18 protein-coding genes and 1 tRNA gene are annotated in these 17,647 nt (G+C 34.1%); 12 read left to right on the forward strand and 7 right to left on the reverse strand.

Annotated elements, in window-relative coordinates; genetic code table 11:
• Positions 1-205 precede the first annotated feature (205 nt).
• From ABWU67_RS01905 to hflK, 3 genes are read right to left on the reverse strand one after another with little or no spacing between them, the layout of a single operon-like run.
• Positions 206-1,699: a DegQ family serine endoprotease gene (locus ABWU67_RS01905; protein ID WP_353282112.1), complete on the reverse strand. Its 1,494-nt coding sequence runs from the start codon at positions 1,697-1,699 to the stop codon at positions 206-208.
• Positions 1,700-1,702: 3 nt separating this feature from the next.
• Positions 1,703-2,575: a protease modulator HflC gene (hflC, locus tag ABWU67_RS01910; protein ID WP_155969359.1), complete on the reverse strand. Its 873-nt coding sequence runs from the start codon at positions 2,573-2,575 to the stop codon at positions 1,703-1,705.
• Positions 2,576-2,577: 2 nt separating this feature from the next.
• Positions 2,578-3,612 (reverse strand): FtsH protease activity modulator HflK, encoded by a 1,035-nt coding sequence (gene hflK, locus ABWU67_RS01915; RefSeq protein WP_010962866.1) that lies wholly within the window; start codon positions 3,610-3,612, stop codon positions 2,578-2,580.
• A gap of 453 nt (positions 3,613-4,065) precedes the next feature.
• On the opposite strand from hflK, the gene walE1 reads away from it, so the two are divergent.
• The 6 genes from walE1 (at position 4,066) to ABWU67_RS01945 (ending at position 8,043) form a co-directional block, all read left to right on the forward strand.
• On the forward strand, positions 4,066-5,589 hold the full coding sequence (gene walE1, locus ABWU67_RS01920; protein WP_353282113.1) for an actin bundler: 1,524 nt from the start codon (positions 4,066-4,068) through the stop codon (positions 5,587-5,589).
• A gap of 91 nt (positions 5,590-5,680) precedes the next feature.
• Positions 5,681-5,863, forward strand: a complete 183-nt coding sequence (locus ABWU67_RS01925; protein WP_353282114.1) for a hypothetical protein — start codon at positions 5,681-5,683, stop codon at positions 5,861-5,863.
• Between the two features lie 167 nt (positions 5,864-6,030).
• Positions 6,031-6,366 carry a divalent-cation tolerance protein CutA gene (gene cutA / locus ABWU67_RS01930; RefSeq protein WP_353282115.1) on the forward strand — a complete coding sequence of 112 codons (336 nt, stop codon included), beginning with the start codon at positions 6,031-6,033 and terminating at the stop codon, positions 6,364-6,366.
• A tRNA-Gln gene (locus ABWU67_RS01935) sits at positions 6,357-6,431 on the forward strand. The genes cutA and ABWU67_RS01935 overlap by 10 nt, the downstream gene beginning before the upstream one ends.
• A gap of 18 nt (positions 6,432-6,449) precedes the next feature.
• Complete coding sequence (locus tag ABWU67_RS01940) at positions 6,450-7,025, forward strand: hypothetical protein (RefSeq protein ID WP_353282116.1); 576 nt, start codon at positions 6,450-6,452, stop codon at positions 7,023-7,025.
• A gap of 55 nt (positions 7,026-7,080) precedes the next feature.
• On the forward strand, positions 7,081-8,043 hold the full coding sequence (locus ABWU67_RS01945; protein WP_353282117.1) for an IS481 family transposase: 963 nt from the start codon (positions 7,081-7,083) through the stop codon (positions 8,041-8,043).
• A 61-nt stretch (positions 8,044-8,104) separates the two neighbouring features.
• Here the strand turns inward: ABWU67_RS01945 and recG are convergent, their stop codons facing one another.
• Complete coding sequence (recG, locus tag ABWU67_RS01950) at positions 8,105-10,126, reverse strand: ATP-dependent DNA helicase RecG (protein ID WP_341821823.1); 2,022 nt, start codon at positions 10,124-10,126, stop codon at positions 8,105-8,107.
• 296 nt (positions 10,127-10,422) lie between these two features.
• Between recG and ABWU67_RS01955 the strand changes: the two genes are divergently transcribed.
• Entirely contained in the window at positions 10,423-11,220 is a 798-nt protein-coding gene (locus ABWU67_RS01955) for a hypothetical protein (RefSeq protein WP_341822193.1), read from the forward strand.
• Positions 11,221-11,232: 12 nt separating this feature from the next.
• Here the strand turns inward: ABWU67_RS01955 and miaA are convergent, their stop codons facing one another.
• Positions 11,233-12,126, reverse strand: coding sequence for a tRNA (adenosine(37)-N6)-dimethylallyltransferase MiaA (miaA, locus tag ABWU67_RS01960; RefSeq protein WP_264329657.1), 894 nt, complete (start codon positions 12,124-12,126; stop codon positions 11,233-11,235).
• A 75-nt stretch (positions 12,127-12,201) separates the two neighbouring features.
• Between miaA and ABWU67_RS01965 the strand changes: the two genes are divergently transcribed.
• The 5 genes from ABWU67_RS01965 to ABWU67_RS01985 all read left to right on the forward strand — a co-directional run bounded on the left by ABWU67_RS01965 (position 12,202) and on the right by ABWU67_RS01985 (position 15,816).
• Positions 12,202-12,672, forward strand: coding sequence for a hypothetical protein (locus ABWU67_RS01965; protein ID WP_353282118.1), 471 nt, complete (start codon positions 12,202-12,204; stop codon positions 12,670-12,672).
• Positions 12,673-12,790: 118 nt separating this feature from the next.
• A complete protein-coding gene (locus ABWU67_RS01970; protein ID WP_006280292.1) occupies positions 12,791-13,378 on the forward strand; it encodes an L-threonylcarbamoyladenylate synthase in 588 nt (195 codons plus the stop codon).
• Positions 13,379-13,395: 17 nt separating this feature from the next.
• Complete coding sequence (locus tag ABWU67_RS01975) at positions 13,396-14,217, forward strand: AAA family ATPase (protein ID WP_038199127.1); 822 nt, start codon at positions 13,396-13,398, stop codon at positions 14,215-14,217.
• 73 nt (positions 14,218-14,290) lie between these two features.
• Complete coding sequence (locus ABWU67_RS01980; RefSeq protein WP_022626354.1) at positions 14,291-15,085, forward strand: hypothetical protein; 795 nt, start codon at positions 14,291-14,293, stop codon at positions 15,083-15,085.
• A gap of 68 nt (positions 15,086-15,153) precedes the next feature.
• Positions 15,154-15,816, forward strand: a complete 663-nt coding sequence (locus tag ABWU67_RS01985) for a hypothetical protein (RefSeq protein WP_010082435.1) — start codon at positions 15,154-15,156, stop codon at positions 15,814-15,816.
• On the opposite strand, the gene ABWU67_RS01990 is transcribed toward ABWU67_RS01985, so the two are convergent.
• Together ABWU67_RS01990 and ABWU67_RS01995 are read right to left on the reverse strand one after the other, a co-directional pair.
• Positions 15,813-17,309, reverse strand: a complete 1,497-nt coding sequence (locus ABWU67_RS01990; RefSeq protein ID WP_341822192.1) for a proton-conducting transporter membrane subunit — start codon at positions 17,307-17,309, stop codon at positions 15,813-15,815. The genes ABWU67_RS01985 and ABWU67_RS01990 overlap by 4 nt on opposite strands.
• Before the next feature lie 114 nt (positions 17,310-17,423).
• Entirely contained in the window at positions 17,424-17,609 is a 186-nt protein-coding gene (locus ABWU67_RS01995; protein ID WP_353282119.1) for a hypothetical protein, read from the reverse strand.
• Between the last annotated feature and the right edge of the window lie 38 nt (positions 17,610-17,647).

Here is a 17,647-nt window from a genome sequence, read left to right on the forward strand (position 1 = left end):
AGTAACCCCTATGGTGTTATCCAAGTGGCCGACACTGGTTCCTTTATGACGGCGTCATGCAAGTAGCTGACACTGGAATGACATCCTTTGATTTTTTATATGGTTATGCAAGAAATCTAGTGTAGATTTTTATTTATTTTATAAGATTGAAGTGTTACAGTAGCGAGCTTACAACACTACTGTTTTGTAAATTTAGTGAATAAAATTACTTCTTTAATTTTATTGAAGCGAAAAATTGATTTCCATTGCGGTAAATGAGCAACATTATTGAATCTTTACCGTTTTTCTTTACTGCTAAATCAACTTGTTTTTGAAAATCGTTAGTATTTTCTATATCAGTTCCATCCAATTGGATAATGATGTCCCCTTTTTTAATACCACGCAGCGTGGCATTACTGTTACTATCTACATTGGTAACTATCACACCTTTTGTAGGTACATTATTTTTACTTTCTTTTGATTCTTTTGGCAGATTTGAAACAGTTAAACCGGTTACATAATCAGATGTTGATTTATTTTCTTCTTGATTGTTATCTTGGCCATCATTTGTAGATTCTCCGATCACAACTTTAATATTAACCTCTTTGCTCTTTCTAAGTAACTTAACTTGCACTTTTTTCTCAGGTCCAGCTCTTGAAACCATTTGAGGTAATTGTGTCATTCTATCGATTTTTTTATCGTCAAATTCTAATAATATATCACCTACTTTAATCCCACCTTTTTCTGCAGGACTATCCTTTACTATACTTGCAACCAATGCGCCTTTTATATCTTTTAAACCCAAGGACTCAGCAAATTCTTTCGTTATAGGCTGAACTTGCACACCAAGCCAACCATGTTTTATTTTTTTGCCACTTTTTAATGTGTCAATAATTGACATAGCTAAATTAGATGGTATGGCAAAACCTATACCCACGTTGCCGCCAGACTCAGATGGAGAATAGATAGCAGTATTAATACCTATAACTTTTCCATTTAAATCAAATAACGGTCCTCCAGAGTTACCCCTATTAATTGCAGCATCAGTTTGAATAAATTCATTCATAGTGCCAATACTAATGTCCCTGGACCTTGCAGATATAATTCCTGTGCTTACAGAGCCACCCAAACCAAATGGGTTACCTATTGCCATAACCGTATCACCAACCCTTGCTTTATCAGAATCACCAAATGCAACAGAAGAAAGATCTTTATCAGAATTAATCTTAAGCACAGCAAGATCAGTTCTTGCATCATAGCCTAAAACTTCTGCTTTGAAATAAGTATTATCGTTCATAGTAACTGTGATATCTTGGGCGTTTTTAATAACGTGATAATTTGTTACTATGATTCCACCTTTATCTATAATAAACCCAGAGCCAAGCAACACCACCTCTTTGTTAACACTAGGGCCCCTATCCATAAAAAACTGATCAAAATGCTCAAAAAACTCTCTAAAATCATCAAAAAAATTATTTCCTGGCATAGATGGAACTCTAGTTCTGCTGTTATTTTCTTGTTTGATGATTTGTTCGCTTGAAATATTTACAACCGCAGGAATGAGTTCTTCCACTAAATCGGCAAGTCCTTGATTACAGTTGCATGCAGTAGTGCTAGCATCAACGACCTTTTTTGCATTCCAATCAAACATATTAGCATACGAAGAAAACGCAATTAGAAAATATGCAAATATAGATAAAATAAATGCCTTACTTTTCATAAATTATTTCCATCCTTTATTTAAAATATCTAAAAAGTTATTGTTTGGTGAAAGTACAAATTTAGTATTATTTTCGGCAAATGATTTACTGTAAGCGCTCATAGAGCGATAAAAGTTAAAGAACTCTTCATCAACCTTAAATGCCTCATTATAAATTCTAGTTGCTTCAGCATAACCACGGCCCCTTATTTCGTACGATTCTTTTACTGCACTGGAGATAATTTCCCTTTTTAATTTATCAGCTTTTGATCTAACTTCCTGCCCCGCTTGCTCTCCTTCTGCTCTAATTTCTTTTGCTTCTTTTTCCCTTTCAGTTTGCATACGGCGAAATATTGCAGAACTATTTTCTTCTGGTAAATCTGCTCTCTTAATTCTTACATCTATTATTTCTATGCCAAATTTTTCAGCTTCAGAATAAACTCCACGCTGAATCAATTGCATAACCTCTGATCTTTTTTCATTCAACAAACTAATCAACGAGAATCTGCCTATATTTTCTCTTATGTGTGCTTCTATAACTGGATACAATCTTCTAACCAGCCCTGATTCATTCCTCACAGCCTGGTAAAAAGTAACAGGATTTGTTATTTTATATTTTGCATACGCATCTACTATAATACGTTTTTGATCCGCTGTTATCACTTCCCTTGGGATCTTATCAGGACTTAAATCTAAAACTCTTTTATCAAGAAACTCTACACTATTTATGAATGGCAACTTAAAATATAAGCCACTTTCCCTAACATCCCTTACAACTTTACCGAGTTGTATAACTATCGCTTGCTTTGTTTCTTGCACAACAAATATTGAATTAGATAAAGCAATCAATAAAACAACAAATACAGAAACAAAAACAATTTTAATATTACTACTCATGGTTATTTTCCTAAATTTGTAAGAGGTAAATAAGAAAACATACCTTTCAGATCATCAGTTACAACAACTTTGTCTACCTTACTGAAAATATTTTCCATAGTTTCAAGATAAATACGATTCTTAACGAGAGAAGGATTCTGTCTATATTCCTCATAAAGAGATAAAAAGCGATTTGCATTACCTTTTGCTTCATTTATTATTTCATTTTCATATGCTTGTGCATCTAATTTTATCTTTATCGCTTCACCCTTTGCTCGAGGTATAATATCATTATTATAAGCATATGCTTCGTTTATAGTACGCTCTTTGTCTGCACGAGCACTTTGTACATCTCTAAACGAACTGATTACTTTTTCTGGTGGATCAATTTTTTTCATTTGAACAGATAAAATCTCTATACCCATTTGGTATCCATCAAGAATCTGCTGCAATAGAATTCTAGTATCTCTAGAAATTTCTGGTCTGCCTTGACCAAGTGCAAAAGAGATCGTATTTTTACCTATTATTTCTCTCATGGCACTTTCAGCAGCATTTTTAACACTGAAACCGGGTTTGTAATCCCGCACTTTGAATAAATAGTCCTTAGCATCTCTAACGCGCCATTGAACCTCGAAGTTAACGTTGACTATATTTTCATCTCCAGTTAGCATCACGCCTTCACCGCGATCTGTATCTCGCCCATAAGAACTACTTACCCCAATTTCTTCACGATTTACTTCCTTAACGTTCACTTTAAAAACCTTGCCAATAGGGTAGGGGAAGTGATAACGCAAACCAGGTGTTTCTGTATTAGAATATTTACCAAAGGTAAGTTCTATACTTTCTTCACTAGGATGGACAATATAAAAGCCAGTGCAAGCATAGAACAGCAAAATAATGAAAATGATGAAATAAGGTTTTTTGCCCCTGTTTCTGGTTAATCCATTAAGAAAGAACCTTATATCAGATACAGCTTTACTTAAAATATCTTCATTATTAGGAGTTTTGTTCCCTACCGGTTTCTTTCCCAGATTCCAAGGATTATTATCATCAAACATAATGATTGATTCTATAATTAATACGCTAATATTACTTCTTTAATAAGAAAATGCAAACATAAATTGCTATTTTATTTACAAATTAATCATCAGGATGGAAAACATGATCGTACACTTCCTTTTCTCTATGTAATATGGTCGACTCTATGGAATTTTCTGGCTTTTTTTTGAATTCTTTGTTGTCACTCTTTAAGTGCACTACGTCTTTGTGAAAATGGGAATTATACCTAAATAGTAAAGCTATTATTATTAAAGTTATAACAGCCAAAAAGATGAGTATTCTTTTTCTATACTTCATAAATGCTGCAGCTTCTTGACCTAATTTTCTATGTTACCACAAAACACGTCAAGCGAAATTATTTGAAGACAAATAAATACTGGCAATCAATTTAACACTAACTTAAGAATCAAGGAATACAATTATAATATATTTAATTAATAGTGAGGTTTAAAATGTTACATAATGAAAAAAATTCAAATTCTGTTGGAACTCAACAAAACCAACCAGAAGATAGTTTTGATTTGAATAAAACGATGCAAAATCTACCAAATTCAGATATTGCTAATGATCCCAAGAAGCTAAAAGAAAGAATTACTGACCTGTTAAAAGGGGATACAAAATTCTCTAAGATGAAACAAGGAGATAAGATTCTTGTAGTAAGTGCAGCAAGTGGATTATTTACGGCAGTACTACCACTTTTGGCAGTTGGTGCAACACTTGCTATACCAGGTGCTATAGTTGGTCTTGCTTTATATTTCGCTGTAAAAGTCGCTGTAAAAACAGTTCAATCTGGATATAAAGGGCTCAAGTGGTCAGCAGAAAAAACAGTTGATGGGGCGAAATATACTGCTGGGAAAGTTAAGGACGCATCAACATACGCTGCCGGAAAAGTTAGAGATGGTGCTGTGCATGTTAAAGATAAGGTGAAAGAAGGTTATGAACATTCAGTAGATTCACTGAAAAAAGGCGCTAGTTTTGTAGGCGAAGGAGTGGCAAATAAGTTCCATAAGGCATCTGGTGAGACGGACTATTTAGATAAGGTAAAAAGGTTTACTCCAGATGCAATTAAGAAATCTGACGAAATAAGAAATGATATGAAAGCAATTTTTGCTGATAAAGGAAATAATTCTGGGTTAGTGAAAAATGTACTTTCTGGAATATCGTCAGAAATTGATTTAAAAATGGCAGAGAAGGCAAAATCAGGGGAGATTGAACATACTTCTGGATGGCAAGTACAGAAAGAATTCATTAATAATTTAAATGAAAAAAGCTTGCATAACTTTTTAACACAAAGGTCATTACCTAAAGGTAGTTATTTCATCGACAGTGTTTTCTCTGAACATTACGATGAAATTAAGAAGGTTATTAAAGAATGTAGAGAAAATCATTTGTACTCAAGCGTAAGCAATATGTTTGACAGAGCAGAGAAAAAAGCTAACAGGCCTTCTGTCAAAAGTTTAACTAGGTCTGTGTCATCATCATTCTCTTCACTGGGAAGAAAAGGCTCTGAACAATCTAACAGCTTGTCAAAAAGCAATTCACTAAATTCTATAGGAACTGAAAGTACTGCTACTGTCTCTGATTCAGATTCTCAGAACTTTGCAACAGTCCGTAGAAGCAATTCATCTAGTAGCTTAACTCCTAAGCTTACTCCAGTTGCTCCACCAGAACTACCTAGAAGCGCCTCATTGACTAACTTAAATGGACAAAGTTCTTTCAGTGGAGATGTTCTCAGTGATCCTATTGTGGAGCAAAACCTGGATAGTTTGAGTAACAGAACTCTCACTCACAGTAATTCTACTGATAGTGGAATGGGTTCTGGTTCTTCTACGCTAACAAGAAAACAAGTTCTTCCTTTAAAAGAAGAATTTGACAGAGAACTCGAAGAAAAGTTGGCAAAACGACGCGCATCTCTAGATCAACCTAGTGCAGAACCTGTCAACTCAAGAGCTACAGCAACTCCAGGAACAGTGTAATAAGTAAAACTTCTACCTTCTCCAAAAGGATGTTACTCAATGAGTAACGTCCTTTTTTTGTTTTTAAACTATAGAAAAATCCTAGATCCCAGTGGTATGCGTACAACCGTATGAACATTGTGATTTCTCTGCTAGGAAAGGTGTCATCCGAGTAGCTGACACTGGGATCCAGGAAAGTTTGCTTGTTTACAAGCAAACTAGCATAGGAAGTGGTTACAACGTTTTCGATGAGATTATATGGAAAACTGGATTCCAGTGTCAAGCACTGGAATGACATCACAGGGGCACTGGGATGACACCTTTACGTTTGAGGCAAACTAGCTATAACACTTAACATACTACCTTTGCAAACAAATGTTCATACAGTACGCGCTGGCGTTATTTTCTCTTGATGAATAAATCTCGGTAGAGTATAGTAGCAATGCATTTATGTAGCTACTAATGAATAATTTAGTTTTGGTTTATACAACTTTTTCAAATTTTGAGGAGGCTAAAACTGTTTCTGAAGAATTGTTAAACGAGAAATTAATTGTATGTGTAAATATATTTCCCGAAGTGAATTCTCTGTATTTATGGGAAGGTAAAATTAGTAATAGTTGTGAAGTAGTGGCAATTATGAAGAGCAGGAATAATCAAGTTGATAAAATTGTAGAAAAAATCGAAGCAATGCATTCTTATGATCAGCCAGCTATTGCTGTGATGCCCATAGAAAAAGCAAATAAATCTTTTACTAATTGGGCTAATAGTGTTATTGATGTAAGTAGTATTGGGGTGTAGCCAAGTGGTAAGGCAGCGGTTTTTGATACCGCCACGCGAAGGTTCGAATCCTTCCACCCCAGCCATATTGAAGTGGGTGTGAAATGATATCACTTTTCTATAAATTAAGATTATTGAATTATATATTAGGTAGTCTAAAAGATATAATTGTGAAACTGTTTCTCTTCACAATGTATCTTTACACATTCAGCATTGTGCTCATGTTTCTCAGCAATGGTTTTTGGTATGCTGTAGAATTTTGCTCTTTCAAAAATGCGTTTTACCGTTTGTTTCAATATTGCAAGTGGTATTATGAAAATAGGGAAGATCTCGGTTACGGAATTTCTATTCGAATATTAGTGGCGTTTCTTACTCCGCATTTTCTCTATAAATTATTACTTGGCACAGGCTGGAAGTCCTTTTTAAAGGAAAAGATAATACAGATACTCAACACAAGAAGAAAAAAGGGTGGTGAGTTCAGTAACAGTAGCAAACCAAGTGGCAGTAGTTATAGTGATAAGAATAATTACAGCAATAACAGTGGTAACAATGAGCGTCAAGCTCAAGATGCAAAGCGAAAAGTAAACATGATAAAGCAGCTATTAATCAAAGATATAGAGGCAACTATAGATAGGAGATTGAATTATATTTTTTTCGGTAAAAGGAGTAAACCTCATTAAGATGTATGGTCCCAGAGAGTGATGGTATACTATCATCATCATTTAAGGAGTCATTATGGGACAGATATTACATGGGTGCGCCAAAACAACACAGACGATTCGTAGAGCAATACAAAATAGAAAAGAGAGCATAGCAAAACTCTCCAAGCATTATAACCTTAATCCAAAAACTATTATTAAGTGGAGAAAACGTTCATTTACGAAAGATGCTGATATGGGTCGAAAGCATCCAAGATCAACTGTTTTAACGCTAGAAGAGGAAGCTATAATAGTTACATTTCGCAAGTATACACTACTGCCACTAGATGATTGCCTTTACGCTCTGCAGTCTACAATTCCGCATTTGACTCGCTCTAGCTTGCATCGTTGTTTACAAAGACACAACATTAGCAGATTACCAACTGTTGATGGAGAAGTTAAGTCAAAAAAGAAATTCAAACAATATCCTATCGGTTACTTTCATATTGATATTGCTGAAGTTAGAACTGAGGAGGGCAAATTACATTTGTTTGTTGCTATTGATAGGACATCCAAATTTACCTATGTTGAGTTGTGTAACAGTGCTACAAAACCCATAGCTGCTGAGTTCTTACGTAATTTGATTAGAATTTTACCGTATAAAATCCATACTATTTTGACAGATAACGGTATACAATTTACAAACCAGAAGCGTCATAAGTATGCTTTCCAACATATATTTGATAGAGTTTGCGAAGAGAATGTTATTGAACATCGTTTGACAAAAGTTAGCCATCCTTGGACGAATGGGCAAGTCGAGCGTATGAATAAAACTTTAAAGGATGCTACAGTTAAGAAGTATTACTATCAATCGCACCAGCAACTTAAAGAACACCTTTATAACTTTGTTATGGCTTATAATTATGCAAAGAGACTCAAAACTCTTAAGGGTCTTACTCCTTATGAATTTATATGTTATCAGTGGACACAGTCTCCAGAATTATTTATACTAAATCCACACCATCACACTCTGGGACCATACATAGCTTCAGTTTCATGATAAGGGGGCTGGCGGAGTTTGTCAAGGAAGTTTTTTCGTTTCTGTGGGCTACCTGGTTTTCCTACTGAAATTTTGAAAAATGTAATCTACTCCTATATTCAAATATATCAAGCAGTAATTCAAAATCAGCCATTGCGCCTTTTGCGTTATTATACGCGAGATTGAGCAGCTCTTTGTCCTGATATAAATCAGCAAATTTAAATTCCATACATCCTGATTGTTTTGTGCCTAAAATATCTCCACTGCCTCTTAGCATCATATCCCTTTCAGCAATGTAAAATCCATCTTGTGACTCACACATGATCTTTAACTTTGAAGATGAGCTTTTACTTAAATTATCGTATAATAATACACAAAAAGATGGCTTGTTTCCTCGCCCTACTCTGCCTCTTAACTGATGCAATTGTGATAACCCAAATTGCTCTGCATTTTCTATAATCATGATGGTTGCATCTGGCACATCTATACCAACTTCTATCACAGTGGTTGCAACAAGCAGAGAAAATTCATTCCTTTTGAAGGAAAACATAACTTGATCTTTCTGCTCCTGAGTCAATTTTCCGTGTATTATCCCGACTTTATCAAGAAATGTTTTTTGTAATTCCTGAAAACGCATCTCTGCTGCAGCAATATTGGTCTCTTCGTTTTCTTCTATATATGGACAAATCCAATATGCTTTTTCGCCCCTGTTTATAGCACCTTTTAGCTTTTCAATAACATCTGGCACCCTACTAATGTTCATAGTTACAGTTTTTATTGGCAATCTGGATTTTGGTTTTTCTTTCAAAATTGAACATTCAACATCACCATACATAGCTTGCTGCAAGGTTCTTGGGATTGGGGTTGCAGTAACAAAAAGTATATCGGCATTTTCTCCTTTTCCTACCAAGCGATTTCTCTGCATCACTCCAAATCGCTGTTGTTCGTCTATGACTGCAAGCCCTAAATTTTTAAATGTAACGTTAGCTTGAAATAGTGCATGAGTGCCAATCACTATATTTAAAACACCACTTGCAAGTTCGTTCATGATAATCTTTCTTTCCTTGCGCGAAGTTTTACCAGTAAGCAGCGCAACTTTTATATCGGTACAGGATAAAACTTCCTCAATCCAATTATAATGTTGCTCCGCCAAGATAGTAGTCGGTGCCATTAGAGCTGCCTGCATGTTGTTTTCTACCACATTTATCATCGCAAAAAGTGCAACTACGGTTTTGCCACTACCAACATCACCTTGCAGCAAGCTTATCATGCGATACTTGGATTTTTGTCTCTCTGAGATCTCATCTATTGCACGAGTTTGATCATTTGTTAATTGAAACGACAATTCATTTAAAACTTGCTCTTTGTATTTACTCAATATTATAAATTCTCTTCCCCTTTCTTTCACATGATTTTTTCTTGCAAGTTTCAGCGCTAGCTGATACGCAAACAATTCATCATAAGCAAGCCTTTTTCTACAAACCTCAGCTTCCACCAATGAGCTTGGTCTGTGCAACTTTATGATGCTTTCCCTCCAACTTAACCATTTTTTTTGCTTGATTAATGTATCATCTATCCACTCTGGTAAATCAGGCAATTCCTTTAGATTAGAGCTTATTATGTTCCCAATGCGCTTATTGGTAATGCCACGGCATAATTGGTAAACTGGCTCTATGCAAGCTATTTCTTTAAATTGGTTGATGTCAAGCGACACGTAATCTGGATGAGTAATTTGCCAATGTTCAGCAAACTTTTCGAGCTTGCCACTGATGATTACAGAAGCTCCAGTTGGAAATAGTTTATATAAATACTTAACTGAGTAATTAAAAAAGACTATGAACATATACTGACTCTCACTTTCAACGACTATTTTATATGGTCTACCTCTAAAAGTAGGCGGCTGATGTTCATAAACTTTTGCCATGAAAGTTGTAAGTTCTCCAACTCGAGCATCAGATAGTAACTTGCTTCTATCCACATAACTAAGTGGCTTATAAAACAGCAGATCCACCACCTTGTCCCCACCACAAAGTTTAGGTAATATTGCGGAATGAAATTTAGGTATATTCTCCAGCCTGCTATTTAGAAAAATCTGATTGCTCATTGAGATTCATACATGTGTAAAACTGTTATAGAGCCTTTTTAAAATCTTGTCACCTTATGGTCAGGTATGCACTATAGCTAGCACAGCTCTCTAACGTTATACCGCGATTCATTCGCGGTATCTCAGCCGCTAACACGTAACGGAATGACGAATTTGTTGTTTTTAAAATCGTCGGTAAGCCTAAGTTACCCCTAACTATATTTGCTATCATAGGGCTTATAGTAGGTATTTTATTAACTTATTAATCATTTTTATGTATTATTATACCATTAGCAGTCTATATCAAGGTATTAATGATGAACGGCTCTACACCAAAAGAAAAGGAAAATCCAATAGTTACACTAAGAGCTCAAGCAGAAAAGTTTGGTTTTAGCAGGTTGAGGGCTGGTAAAGATAATGCTGAAGCGAATTCTGGTGCAACTATGTACGTAGATCTTCCAAGAATGAAACTTGTTATTCAGAACAAAGTTATAACAAAAGAGCTTGTTGATGAATTATATAATAAACATACCAACCTCATTTCAAATGACAAAAATAAGTACCGCCAATTTGTAAAACAAGTTTTTACAGAGCTATTTGAATATGCTGAAGCAGAAGTTCCAAATGATTCTATTCTAGAAGAACTAATCACTAATTGTAACCAGGCTGCTTATGTGGGTGCATTGTATGGTAAAGGAGGACCTATCCTTCATTTAGCTGAAACATATGGGTTATTGTTTCAGTCTAATCATGTAACACATATTAATTGTAGTGATCCAAGTCATGCGGCAATCAGAATTGAAGAAAAAATTGCAGTTCGCACTTTTGCAGAACTGGAAGAAGAATTATGTAAATTGGATAGCTCGCTAGAATTCACACTTAAGTCTCAAGGTGATAAAAATGTAACATATGAAGATGGTAAATTGTCGCTCACTGTTCCTCGAAAATTGAGAGATTACAAAATTGATGGCAGAAATTTATTTGATGTCATTAAGGAGTATTTTTACGAATTCTGCGAGAAGCTAGGATTTAAGTTGAAAATAGAGCATGACTTGGATAAGCAACTGAAAGTGAACAGTGTAGAGTCACTTACCCACGATAAGGGTAGGACTTAGCCTTGATAATGATTAAGATATCTCAATCTCTGTAAGCTTATTTGCACAATCAATTACTTTAGAACTCGGAAATTGATTTTTAAACCAAGTATACTGACGTTTCGCGTAGTGTCTTGTATTGGTTTGAGCAATCTGTATCGCTTCGTCTAAAGTAATCTCACCTTTCAAGTACTTTATAATTTCTGGCACTCCGTGTGCTTTCATAGCTGGCAAATGTGGGGCTAGGTTCATGTTAAGTAGCTTTTTTACTTCATCAATTGCTCCATTTTCAATCATTTTGATAAAACGAGAATTTATTTTTTGGTATACATCCTCACGTTTAGGCAAAATTGTATATATCTTAAAATTATTGAATAAAGGAGGCTGTCGATTTTTCTGCCATACGAAAATCGACTTGCCAGTTTCAGTGATAACTTCAAGTGCCCTTGAAAGGCGGTGCGAGTCATTCATGAATACTTTACCTTGAATCCTTGGATCTTTGCTTAGCACTAATTTGTAAAACTCCTCTTTACTTAAATTTTTCCTTAATTCGCTTACATTTTTCCTTACTTTCTGACTTATTTGTGGCATTGATGATAAGCCTTTGATTAAACTGCTGATGTAAAGCCCGCTTCCTCCAGTGATGATAGGTATTTGAGCATTTTCTAATGCGTGATTAACTTCTTTTTCTAAATCCTCTAACCATAGACCCACGGAATAATTTTCTTTTGCTGAAACATAACCATATAATTTATAAAATTCTTCTTGCTTTAGTGGTTGAGCAGTAATTATGGGAATTTCTTTGTATACCTGCTTTGAATCACAATTTATTATACTAATATTTCCATATTTTTCTCTCAGGTTATCGCATAATTCTGATTTACCTGAGGCCGTAATTCCTGTAATAATTACTATATTATTTTTCATTTATATTAATTTAATTAACATATGATAAAGTGTAGTAAAAGTTTGGATTCTACAATCTAAAGTTTGGAGATTTTTATGGCAGAAAACAACGACAATAATTCATTTGCTAAGCGTTTCACAAACAGGACTCCTGGCGGTACAGGGGAAGGTTTTTCCAGTAAGTATTCGTCTCAAAACACCAAAGAACGGGCATTAGGGGAAAAAGGAAAAATTTCTGAATTAGCAGGCAAAAAAACCGAATCCAAGGAAGCTTTTTCTGAAAGTGGCGGCATAAGAAGTAAAAGCAGAACTGTCAATGAAAGATCTTTTGCTGATGCAACAAAAAGAAGTAGGTCAGATCTTATATACTTAGTCCGTGGTAAAGATCGTGGAAAATCAGCGTGGCATTATGTATTAGTTGATAAAGAGAAAAGAGAAATGTTTCTAGCAAAAAGCAGAACTGGCTCTATAGATGTTGCAGACTATGGAGAGATTTTGTATTCAGGATGGGGAGAGGATCCACCACAGGCAATAATTGATAAAGTCAATGAAGAGTTTGGGTTGTAGCAAATCTGCATAACAAATGGTAAGCTGCGTTGCATTACGTTTACAAAAACTAGCAGTTACTATATAAGATACAGTGCAACAAAACTGATCTAGTTGTTATGAATAAGTTTTTAGCTATATGGTATCTAAAATAATAAATGCAATACAGAACAATTTATTAGTGTGTTTTCCAACAGAAACAGTGTATGCTCTTGCTTGTAATGCACTAGATAATGAATCTATAGGAAAAATATATCAGATAAAGAAACGCTCTCAAAATAAACCACTGTCTATATTTGTTAGTGATATTTACAATTTGACAAAAATAGCAAAGGTAAAGGAAAGATATATTGATTTAATAAACCACTTTTCTCCTGGACCAATTACCTATATTTTACCACTTAAAAACAACAACATATTGCCAAACGAATTCTTTAAAGATAGTATAGGTATCAGAATTCCTGAGCATCCTATTGCAATTTCAATACTAAACAAACTGAAAGTTCCAATAGTTGCAACTAGTACAAATATTTCAGGAAAAGAAAGTGTATGTAAGGCAAACGATATACCACAATCCATTAAGCAACATTTATCTGTAGTGATTGAAGATGACGAACTAGTTTCTGGTATAGAATCTACTATTATTGACTTAACCGAAGATAAGATTAAGGTTTTAAGGGAAGGTGCAATTTCATTACAAACAGTAAACAACGCATTTTCAAACTAAAATCTATAGGAGAAAGAATGAAAAAAGTAATAGGCCACAACCAAGCCAAAAAAAAAATAATGAACAACTTATCTGTTCAGTCTTGGCTGATCTGTGGTAAAAAAGGTATAGGAAAAGCAACACTTGCAAAATCCTTCTCTAATTGGTTACTCATAAAAAACTATAATGAAGTAGCATTGGACTTACACATTGTTGAAGGTGATACTATCGGAATAGAAAAAGTCAGAGAAATGAAAAACTTTCTACACTTAAGTCCCATTCAATCAGAACACAAAATAGCTATAATAGATAGCTTAGAGGCAATGACTAATAACGCTAAAAACGCAATATTGAAAATATTAGAAGAGCCGCCAAAAAATTCTAAGATATTTATAATTAGCCATAAGCCATATGATATACAAACCACTATCCGGTGTAGGTGCTTTCAGCTAAATTTACTCCCATTAACTTATGATGAAACAAAGCAAGTTGCTTCATCTCAATGTAAATTTGATAATCAAACGTTTGACGAAATGATTACTTTATTTCCTGGAATGCCAGGAATGATAATAAATACAATAAGTAGTGATGCTTATGAAGCATACAAATGCTTTTATAAATTTCTTCATGATTTAAAGAATCCCAATATGATTAATAAAGTAATTAATAGCGAAATCGAACTAGAACTAGCATCATATATAATTCAGGCCTTCATTTTAGAAAGCATAAAGAGAGAAGTAAATGGTGTTGAAATTCTGCTAAGTCAGTGGAAAAAAATAGATGAACTTTTCGTTGCCGCAAAGCAACTCCACTTAGATAAAAAGCATGTTTTAGCTAATGTAGTTAATATCATGACATAAGTTTACAAAGTATAATACTTTTAACATAAATTCATGATAAAATTCTGTTAATTTAATACTCGAAGTATATAATTTGACTGATAATAAATTAACTGTATGGCAATCAATAGAAGTTTTGACGAAAGCCATATTGAACATGCAGAAAAAATTAAGCTTAATTAAGAATATAGCTTCAGATCAAGACATAACCCTAGAAAAAGGAAAGGAGTTGTTAAGTGGCATTTATGAAGCAAATTTTAAGCTAAACAAGACAATCAATATAGCTACTTTGCCAAAAATTGGCTATCATATGCTAAATGGTGAGCTTGTTGTACGTAATCATATTACGGAAGAGGAAGTAAAGATTCCTGGAGATTTTCATTACCTTAAAGTCGTAAAATCCGATCATGATAATTATAAATTAACGTTTTGTAATTTTTTAGGTAATGAGTTTTTTGAATATAAAAAGTATGATCCACAATATTCTGGTATTTCAGATGAATATAAATTTGTGGATTTTGGTAGTGTAAAAAAGACTCATAATCTAAAATTTAAGGAATACATTGGTCATGCACCTAAATTTTTTGCTGCAGAAGGGCCTATTGAGCCTGGATCCCAAAACCATGTAATTGATCTATTTGAGCTAGTCAAAAGTGGTAAAGGTAGAAAAGTGGGAACCTTTGCTGATGAATTTGGTTATTTTGATGATCAAAATAAATTACATTATTATAATTATCACAAAAGTGTAGAAAGTAATACTTATGATCCTGAAAATTTCAGTGTAAAAATGATAAATATAGATGTGAGCAAAATCGATAAATTCTACCTCATTGCAGAACAAGGTGATATAATCATTCATCCTATTTGGGAAAATTTAGACATATTTTAAAGTTTTTTTTAGAGTATCTAAGCTTATTGTTATTATAATGATCCGATTAGGTCTGGTAGTATTGTGTTATGGAAGATAAATTGCTTGAATCAGTAAAAAACAAAAGTTATTTCAGTAAAGCAGTCGAATGGTACTGCCATAGGTATCTGTTTTGTGTAGCAGAAAGATCTTGGATGGCATTAATAGTATCGCTTCTCCTAGTATGCTTATGTTTATTAACATTAAACATATACCTGTTATTTCCTATTAAAAAAGATTTAAATTTTGTGAAGTATATGAACCACACAGAAGATGAGTTCTCTGCAATGCATAAGCTTAGTTTCAGTAAAAAGGAAGATGAATACACTTCCACAGCGAGGTACTTAATAAGTAAATACATTGAAATATACGAGTCCATTAAGATCGTTGAACCGAAGTACCAAGAAAATTTTATAAGAAACAATTCTATACATAAAATCTATCAAGGCTTTCAGGAAAAAACGAATAATGAAGCTGGTAATTTGTCTTTATCTAAAAGAAAAATCGCCAACATAAATGTAATAACATTATCTATTGATCGATCGACCAAGGACTTAGTTACATTTGCTGGAAATGCTACTGTAGTTTTTACAACCGAGCAAAATAAGGAGGATACTGTGGAGATTAGCTTCACTTTGTCGAATATAAAAGCAACTCTGGCTGGTATAATACCATTTAAATTTATTGTTAATGGTTATAAATACAGATTTTAAAATATTACTTGGTAGCTAAAAAAAATAACCAAAGTGCACATAGCAGTAATAACTGGAGGTAAAACTAGAAGAATTGGTGTTTTTTTAATAAAGTAATTCTGAGAAGGTTTTAAGAAAAAGGCGTTGTAAATTATCGGTAAAAAGTACAGAGCGTTGAGTATAGTACTAACAATTAACACTAGAGTTACAAACACAGAAAGTATTACATTGCCAGAGTTGAAAACAGCTTGAAAAATGAGAAATTTACCCCAAAAAGTCGGAGCAGGCGGCACCCCTATCATAGACAATGCACCTATAGCAAATGCTGTCATGCTAATTGGCATACTGCGTCCTATACCGTAAATCTTATCTATATATTTCTCACCTGCTCTCGTTATTATTGCTCCGGCAACGAAAAACAAAGTGATTTTTGCAAATGCGTGGCAAACTAATTGAAAAATTGCAACCCTCATGCTGAGATCACTAAAAATTGAAGCGAATAATATAATATACGACAATTGAGAGATGGTAGAGTAAGCAAGCAATTTCTTTAATTCTTTTTGCTTTAGTGCAATCAATGATGCAGTAATAATAGTAAATCCAGCAGCGTACGGAAGCCACCCTCCAGCAAACCAATTTTGCTGCACAAAACGTTGCATATTATCGACGCCGAAAGTGTATAATATAACTTTTATGATGATGAAAACTCCGGATTTCACAACAGCAACAGCGTGCAGTAGTGCACTCACAGGAGTTGGTGCAACCATTGCTTTTGGTAACCAAAAATGCATTGGCATTAATGCAGCTTTTCCTATTCCGTAAATCAGCATAGCAAAACAAACTGCAATGAAAGTGATGGGTGAAGTATCAAATTTGAATATTCCACCGCTTACAAAGTCTAAAGTATGAAATTCATGATATAAAAGGCCTATTGCAGGAAAAAATAATACCAAAGAAGAGAAAAATAGCACGCCAAAGTAATAGCGTCCTGCAATCATTGATTCATTTGTTGAGTTGTAAGTAACCAGAGGGTATGTACTAATAGTTAGAAGCTCATAAAAGACAAATGTAGTGAGCAAGTCTCCAGAAAAAGCAATAAACATTGCACAGCCAATCGATATTGAAAAAAAGCATAGAAAACTTGAGTGATTGCTATCAGCATAGTTATTCTGCATATAACATATTGCATATATACTGGTCAGCACCCATAAAAACGATATTAATAAACTGAATATTACTCCGGTAGACTCTAGCTTTAAACTAATGTGCAAATTATTACCAAAATCCATGAGAATAAATTGAGAATGATCACCATATACCCAATATAAAGTGCACAGACACGTATACGTAAACAGAAGTACAGAAGAAGTGACAGTAATACTATTGTTCACTCCGGGCCATTTACCAGTAAAAAAAATAACTAACGCACTTAAAAGTGGAATCAACGCAGTAATTAATAAATAATTCTCAGTAATTGAAAATGGTAAGGAAAGAGACGTTAAAACACAGTCCATTAAATAATTCATCTTTTTGTTTAGGTAAAGCTAGAATTATACTAAAATCATAGAAAAACCGCTATGTTTTTTTGGCAAACTAGTCGTTTGTGTATGCTATAGCTATACTGCGATTCATTCCACAACTGTACGAACATTTGTTTTTGTTAAACACAACAAAGATGTCATCCCAGTGCCCTGACTACTTGGATCCAGGAAAGTTTGCTTGTGAGCAAGCAAACTAGCATAGAAAAACGTTTTCGATGAGATTGCAGAAAACCATTGTCTGGGCACTGGGATGACAAAGGAGGACAGTGTCAAGCACTGACCATTTGCTGTGCAGTTTACCTTTAAAAATG

The organism is Wolbachia endosymbiont (group A) of Aleiodes leptofemur, assembly GCF_964028465.1.
Classification (GTDB): domain Bacteria; phylum Pseudomonadota; class Alphaproteobacteria; order Rickettsiales; family Anaplasmataceae; genus Wolbachia; species Wolbachia pipientis.